Origin of the sequence: Pedobacter psychrodurus, from assembly GCF_004331735.1 — a bacterium.
Classification (GTDB): domain Bacteria; phylum Bacteroidota; class Bacteroidia; order Sphingobacteriales; family Sphingobacteriaceae; genus Pedobacter; species Pedobacter psychrodurus.
The window spans coordinates 371,647-378,326 of the sequence record NZ_SJSO01000007.1 but is presented as its reverse complement, the minus strand read 5'-3'; the positions used below and the strand labels follow the sequence as shown (position 1 = coordinate 378,326).

Here is a 6,680-nt window from a genome sequence, read left to right as displayed (position 1 = left end):
ATTTTTTTTAAACGTGCATTTTCCTCCTCTAATGCCTTGAGCTTTGATAACTCTTTCACTTCCATTCCTCCATACCTTTGGCGCCATTTGTAAAAGGCTGCTGTGCTAATTCCTAACTCTCTGCAGAGATCGTGCACATTTTTGCCATTCTCATGTTCTTTGATTGCTTTTACAATCTGGGATTCCGTAAACTTAATTCTTTTCATATTGCCAATTAAAATTAATAGTTTTTCTAATAGCCTCGCTACGCTCGGTCTAGAATTATACTTTTAACTGGTCTGAATTTGGGGAAGTGCACAATGAAAGAATATCAATATCTGCTTAAGGAAAAAGGAATAAGACAAAGTATGTCAAGGAAGGGGAACTGTTTGGACAACGCTGTCATTGAAAACTTTTTTGGAACTTTAAAATCTGAACTTTTCTATCTTAAAAAGTATAATGATATCAGCCAGTTAAAACAAGATATCGAAGAGTATATCTATTACTATAATAACGACAGGATCAAACTAAATCTAAATGGAATGAGCCCGATAAAATATCGAGCTCACCACTGTAATTAATTTTTAACTTGTCCAACCTTTGGGGGTCAGTCCACAAGAGTGGCTTTTATTTTAAAAATCTATTTTAAATATTTGTGTTATTGCGTACTTTCATCGTTCAAACCAAATAATTAAATGGATCTTCAAGCAAAAGCAAACAACCGTAATGTAATTTTCTTAGTCATTGTAGCTGCCCTGGGCTATTTCGTCGACATTTACGATCTTGTTCTATTCTCTGTTGTTCGTGTTCAAAGTTTAACTGAGATTGGCGTTTCGCAGGCCGACATGCAATCTGATGGTTTCCTGATCATCAATTCTCAAATGTTCGGCTTACTTTTAGGTGGAATTTTATGGGGGGTACTGGGAGATAAGCTTGGAAGGATTAAAGTTCTTTTTGGTTCAATCCTTTTATATTCACTCGCCAATATTGCCAATGGTTTTGTTACATCAGTTAACAGTTATGCCATCATCAGGTTTATTGCCGGTATAGGTTTAGCTGGAGAACTTGGTGCTGGGATTACTTTGGTTGCGGAAACCATGGATAAAGAAAAGCGTGGTTATGGGACCATGATTGTGGGTGCCGTAGGTTTATTAGGTGCAGCTGTTGCGGCAACGGTAGCAGCCGAATTTACCTGGCAAACCTCGTACTTTGTAGGTGGCGGGATGGGCTTGGTACTGCTTTTATTACGTGTTGGCACATTCGAATCGGGCATGTTTAAACATGCGGCTAACCAAACAGAAGTGTCAAAAGGAAATATCTTTATGCTTTTTAACAATTGGAAACGTTTTTCGAAATACCTGTATTGTATCTTAATTGGTATTCCATTATGGTTCGTTGTGGGGATACTGGTTACGTTAGCACCAGAATTTGGTAAGGCCTTGGGTGCAACAGAACCACTAAAAGCAGGCACAGGAATTATGTTTACTTATTTTGGAATTGCCATAGGCGATGTGGTTACAGGTTTACTCTCTCAGGTATTAAAATCTAGAAAAAAAACAGTCTTTATTTTCCACTTGCTTTCTGTGGCGAGTGTAGTTGTTTATTTAACCAGTTTCGGCTTAACCAGCAGCAATTTTATTTGGATCTGCTTATTTATGGGTTTCTCTGTAGGTTATTGGGCCACTTTTGTTACCATTGCATCAGAACAATTTGGCACAAATATAAGGGCTACCGTAACTACAACCGCTCCTAATTTTGTTAGGGGCGCATTAATCCCTATTACTTTCTTATTTGAATTCTTAACCCATAAATACGGATTAATTACTGCCGGCTATTTAGTAATGGGAATCCTAACCCTGATTGCGATGTTCGGTTTGAGCCAATTAAAAGAAAGTTTTAACAAAGATCTGGATTATTTAGAAGAGTAATAATCTTCGAGACTTCCAACCAAAAACTTTCAGACTAAAACTCAATGTCAATAAAATGTACTATCTAAACATAAATCAGCATAGCTGCTTTAATAGCTTTAAATTTGTATGGAATTAGAAAGAGCCATCATGTTTAGAGAAGAAGTAGCAGAACGGTATAAGCAAATACAGGATGAAATTTGCAGGGGACTGGAAATTGCCGATGGCAAAGGAAAATTTGAAGAGGAGCTTTGGGAGCGAAACGGTGGGGGAGGCGGACGTACCCGGATTATGCAAAATGGTGCAATTATCGAAAAAGGTGGGGTAAATTTTTCAGCAGTGCATGGTAAGTTGCCTGAAGCCGTAAAAAAAGCCTTTAATGTAACAGAAGATGATTTTTTTGCTACTGGCGTTTCAATCGTGATTCACCCAAATCATCCTTTGGTTCCAATTATCCACATGAATATCCGTTATTTCGAACTCAATGAAGAAACACGCTGGTTTGGCGGTGGTATCGATTTAACCCCACATTACGTATTCGAAAACGATGCTCGTTTTTTTCACCATAAACTAAAACAAGCATGCGACGATTTTAGTACTGAATTTTATCCAAAGTTCAAAACACATGCCGATGATTATTTCTTCATTAAACACCGTGAAGAAACCCGTGGTATTGGCGGTATTTTTTACGATCGACTGAAACCTGAAAACACCAATTTATCTTGGGAGCAGATTTTAGATTTCTCCCTTAATATTGGCGAAACATTTTTACCAATTTATACAGAATTGATAGACCGCAACCGAGATAAAGATTTTACCGAGGCGCACAAACAATGGCAGTACCAACGCCGTAGCCGCTATGTGGAGTTTAATTTAGTTTACGATTCTGGAACAAAATTCGGTCTTGAAACGAATGGTCGGATCGAATCTATTTTAATGAGTTTACCACCACAAGCAAACTGGGGTTATAATGTTCAGCCAGAGATTAATTCGGAGGAATACAAAACGGTACAATTACTTAAAAAAGGAATTAACTGGATTTAAATGACTGAATTGAATGAACTTGAGCTATTATTGCTTAAAACTATAATAAAAGGTAATTCCGATAAATTCAATTACTTACTGGCACATTTAGACTTTATAAGGATTGAGAGTGCTAAATCAACTGGCACAGGCTTGTACGTCACTTTTGTATACTTAAAGGAATTTGAACAAGAAGAAGAATTTGTGAATGGTTTACTCAGTGCCGAACCAAAACTAACAACTCCAAACCTGAAAAACGAATTAACATATTGCCTGGACGTTACGAACGGTAAAATAGATTATCTGGAAATTTTAACCAATGAAAAAGAAAATTGGGATGGGAATTTAGAAAACTGTAGTTTGAATTGATTCTGGACTTAATTTTCGCTGAGTATCTTTTTGTCAATCAAAAAATAAATTAAAGATCCAAATAGCGGCAAGAACAATACTACGTTGGTCCACATCCATTTTTGTCGTCTTTTATTGTATGGAAATTTTGAAATATCTATAATGACGTAAATTTACGAACATGATGATCATGACAATTATGGAGAGGATTAAATAAACGTACATACGTAAATATAGTCAATTTTAAAACAGGGTTAATGGTGGTGGCAATTCATGATAACCAGCTTTTAGCTTTCCAATCCTAAAATCATTTACAATGTTGTGTGCCACGCGAGTAGGCTCAGGAATACGATAATTTCCGACAGAATTTTTAATTATATCCAGACTTTCTTCTTGCGTAATTAAATGTCCTGCAGAAACGTAAACAGATTCGCATTTAATTTTTGTTCTCAGCGCAAAACCAAGCATTTCACCCGCGTTATTTTTAATTTCTGCAGTACTATATTTGACATTTTCCGGCTGATGATTTTTTCCTTGTAAAAGACTTTTTGCGCAGCCAATTGTGCTTTGATTAGCTAAAATTCCAAAGTGCGAGGCAACACCCATTCTGCGTGGATGCAAAATTCCATTACCATCAAGCACTACAATATCTGGTTTATCTACAATCAATTCCCAAACTTTTAATAATGCAGGAACTTCTTTAAAACCTAAAAACCCTGCTTTATATGGAAAACTCGTTTCATAAGTTTCTAACGCGAATGATTTTAAAACCATTTCTGGATATGTTAAGATTACAATTCCCGCATACATGGTTGTACTGTTTTTATTAAAAGAAATATCTGCACCTGCAATGGTTTTAATTTTAGTAAGCGGTTGAAACTTTAATTGCTTGGCAAGCTCAATTTGATAAGCGGCTGCATCTTCGAAACTGTAGTGATCGTACATGGTTATTAGTACAAATTGATTGGTATATTTGTTTTATTCATATGTCTTGCGTTAGAAGCATTAGTCGAAACATTTGATCAACTATTTTCTATTAAATATTATGATTGCTCTACCATCGTTTTATATACTCACCAGTAATGGCGAATCTATCCTTCCAGACACAATCCAGCGACAAAGAGCTGCAGATCAAAACCGAGCAATCCTTTTTTACCTAGACGCCAATCTTTGTTTGGATATAGTTAATTATTTTGAGAACAAGCAAGCACATCCACAATCAAAAACAAATGTAGAAATACTCATACTATTTTGTCAGCAGTATAATATTGAAGTGATACCCAAGTTTGGATCAATGGAGCTATGTAAGGAAACCTTTAATAAGCTAAATATCCCCAAGTATCAGGATTTTGTAAATAAAATTACTTATGCCTTCGATACTCCATTTAGTGAAACCGTTAAATTAAATGACCGCATTTTTAATTATTATGTGGAAGTAAACGACACAGACAGTATGGGTTTTGAAGGATTATTCCCCTTATTACTTATGAGCTATGTTTCACTATTGAAAATCTATTTCCTATGTAAAAAGAACAATCCTAATAGGGGAAGTGTACTCAAAAATCTGAAGTTATTCTTGCATTGGTGCAATAAACACCTAAACACTTCTATGGCTTCAGAGATTCAGTTGGCAATCAGAATATTTGGTGGAGATTCTAGATTTAGAAAAATGATTGCTTTAGATAAAAAAGGAGATCAACTAGATGTTATTTTTAGAACACTTTGGGGCAGTGCTTGGGACTTGTTACATATGCGTATGGTACATTTTAAGGCGATTAACACAGGTATAGACCAAGTTGTATATTTTATTACTCAAGATGCAAATTTATATGAATTATTTAAAACCTGTCAACTTCAGTGTGCCTTATCTATTTCAGGTCAGCCAATAACATCATTTGTCAGCTACGATATCGAAATTCAGTATAAAGATGTAAATATGGTAAAAGATATGAATGATATTTTAGCAACATTCACACTCGAACGGAGTCATCGGAATTCCATTGAACCATTAGATATCAAGCTACTTGAAAACTTAAGAACTAAACTAGAATATGATATACATATGATGTTCTAAACAAATTATGAAGACAAAACAAACTCACCAAAAGATATATAATTGTTTTGTATAATGTCTTATAATTAATATTATGTTAAGTTGTATTTTCCAACACCTTCCTATCGATGTAAATCGACCAATAATTTACAATTCTTGAAGTTTACGGTTAAGCTCCTGAACTTTGTCGGTAGCTTGCTTTTTGGTATAAATATCGATCAGTAACTGAACAGTTTTTTTATCGTTTGGATTAATTTCATTTGCACGCTGCAAAGCAAATTGAGCACGGTTAATTAATCCATTATACTTAGCAGTTTTATCTGCTTCATTTTTACTCAAGGTTTCGTTCGCCGTATTAATATAAGCTAAACTCAGTTGATACAAAGCGTCGAAATAATTTTGATCTGTAGACAATGCTTTATCATAGGCTAAAATTGCTGTAGCATTATTTCCACCAGCCTGTTGCAGATAACCATAAAGAAAATAAAGTAATTTATTTCCTTTTTCTACTTTTAAATTATTTTCGATTAATCCCTGAGCTTTACTATAATTCTCGGTATCAAGTAAGAGATTAATATAATCGTTTGTTAAAAAACGGTTAAATGGATTAAGTACAAGTCCATCCTCTAATGTTTTAAGCGCGGTTTCATTTTCTGATTTAACAACATACATTTGTGCCATTTTCTGAAATACAGATGGATTTTTAATTCCATTTTCTTTCGCACGTTTAAAATAAGTCAAAGACTCATCATAAGCCTGAATATTTAAGGCGCAAATAGCTGTATTTAAAGCTAAAGTTGTATCTGCCGGGAAATTGTCCCCTACCTCTTTCAAATCAGCAAATGCTTCTTTAAAATCGTTATTAAAAAAAGCTTCATTGCCTTTTTCCTGTTTTTTGATAAGGATATTGTGGTTAGAAGCCTTAATCAAACCAGAATTGTCATCATATCGATCAAGTGATTTCGCTTTGGCAACAGCCTCAACTGCATTATCGTAAAATTTATTGGCATTATTTGGATCGGTGTCGATTAATGCTGCAAACGAGGTTAGGTAAGATTTTATTGACCAGGTTTCGGCCCAGTTTTTTGTTTTATTATCTTTTTCAGCAGATTCAATTGACTTTAAACCTTCGTTTATAATAGCAAGCTGCTTTTTCTCATCTTCTTTATTAGCAATAGATGCTTGTAGTTTACCCACAGCATTTCTGGCGATAAGAATTTGAGTTTTTTGGGCCACAGCATTAAAAGAGAAGAAAATTAAAGCGATTAATGATATTTTAAAGCAATTCTGCATAAGATAAATAATGTGGTAAAACCGTAATAAACCATAAAAATAAACATAAAAAAAAGAGCCCCGAAATTTCAGAGCTC

General features: G+C 34.7%; 8 protein-coding genes and 1 pseudogene. 5 read left to right on the top strand and 4 right to left on the bottom strand.

Annotation, left to right across the window (positions count from 1 at the left end):
- Positions 1 to 206: transposase (locus tag EZ456_RS11665; RefSeq protein ID WP_131527395.1), on the bottom strand; the 206-nt coding region annotated here is incomplete at its 3' end.
- A gap of 93 nt (positions 207 to 299) precedes the next feature.
- Between EZ456_RS11665 and EZ456_RS11660 the strand changes: the two are divergent.
- The 4 genes and pseudogenes from EZ456_RS11660 to EZ456_RS11645 form a co-directional block, all read left to right on the top strand.
- Positions 300 to 560: pseudogene (locus EZ456_RS11660) on the top strand (transposase); the annotation flags it as partial.
- Positions 561 to 674: 114 nt separating this feature from the next.
- Entirely contained in the window at positions 675 to 1,907 is a 1,233-nt protein-coding gene (locus tag EZ456_RS11655) for an MFS transporter (protein ID WP_131530294.1), read from the top strand.
- Between the two features lie 129 nt (positions 1,908 to 2,036).
- On the top strand, positions 2,037 to 2,930 hold the full coding sequence (hemF, locus tag EZ456_RS11650; protein WP_131530332.1) for an oxygen-dependent coproporphyrinogen oxidase: 894 nt from the start codon (positions 2,037 to 2,039) through the stop codon (positions 2,928 to 2,930).
- Complete coding sequence (locus EZ456_RS11645) at positions 2,931 to 3,278, top strand: hypothetical protein (RefSeq protein ID WP_131530292.1); 348 nt, start codon at positions 2,931 to 2,933, stop codon at positions 3,276 to 3,278.
- An 8-nt stretch (positions 3,279 to 3,286) separates the two neighbouring features.
- Here the strand turns inward: EZ456_RS11645 and EZ456_RS25810 are convergent, their stop codons facing one another.
- Both EZ456_RS25810 and EZ456_RS11635 read right to left on the bottom strand, forming a co-directional pair.
- A complete protein-coding gene (locus tag EZ456_RS25810) occupies positions 3,287 to 3,418 on the bottom strand; it encodes a PLDc N-terminal domain-containing protein (RefSeq protein WP_394343142.1) in 132 nt (43 codons plus the stop codon).
- 82 nt (positions 3,419 to 3,500) lie between these two features.
- Positions 3,501 to 4,202, bottom strand: coding sequence for an endonuclease V (locus EZ456_RS11635; RefSeq protein WP_131530291.1), 702 nt, complete (start codon positions 4,200 to 4,202; stop codon positions 3,501 to 3,503).
- Between the two features lie 100 nt (positions 4,203 to 4,302).
- Here EZ456_RS11635 and EZ456_RS11630 point away from each other — a divergent pair, with 100 nt between their 5' ends.
- The gene (locus EZ456_RS11630) at positions 4,303 to 5,331 is read left to right on the top strand and encodes a hypothetical protein (RefSeq protein WP_131530290.1); all 1,029 of its coding nucleotides are present in this window, start codon (positions 4,303 to 4,305) and stop codon (positions 5,329 to 5,331) included.
- A 126-nt stretch (positions 5,332 to 5,457) separates the two neighbouring features.
- On the opposite strand, the gene EZ456_RS11625 is transcribed toward EZ456_RS11630, so the two are convergent.
- Entirely contained in the window at positions 5,458 to 6,603 is a 1,146-nt protein-coding gene (locus EZ456_RS11625) for a tetratricopeptide repeat protein (RefSeq protein ID WP_131530289.1), read from the bottom strand.
- Positions 6,604 to 6,680: the final 77 nt, after the last annotated feature.

What these genes read in the sequence shown, in the direction of transcription:
- EZ456_RS11655 (WP_131530294.1), top strand. Translation starts at nt 675, where the DNA reads ATGGATCTTCAAGCAAAAGCAAACAACCGTAATGTAATTTTCTTAGTC.
- hemF (WP_131530332.1), top strand. Translation starts at nt 2,037, where the DNA reads ATGTTTAGAGAAGAAGTAGCAGAACGGTATAAGCAAATACAGGATGAA.
- EZ456_RS11645 (WP_131530292.1), top strand. Translation starts at nt 2,931, where the DNA reads ATGACTGAATTGAATGAACTTGAGCTATTATTGCTTAAAACTATAATA.
- EZ456_RS11635 (WP_131530291.1), bottom strand. Translation starts at nt 4,202, where the DNA reads ATGTACGATCACTACAGTTTCGAAGATGCAGCCGCTTATCAAATTGAG.
- EZ456_RS11630 (WP_131530290.1), top strand. Translation starts at nt 4,303, where the DNA reads ATGATTGCTCTACCATCGTTTTATATACTCACCAGTAATGGCGAATCT.
- EZ456_RS11625 (WP_131530289.1), bottom strand. Translation starts at nt 6,603, where the DNA reads ATGCAGAATTGCTTTAAAATATCATTAATCGCTTTAATTTTCTTCTCT.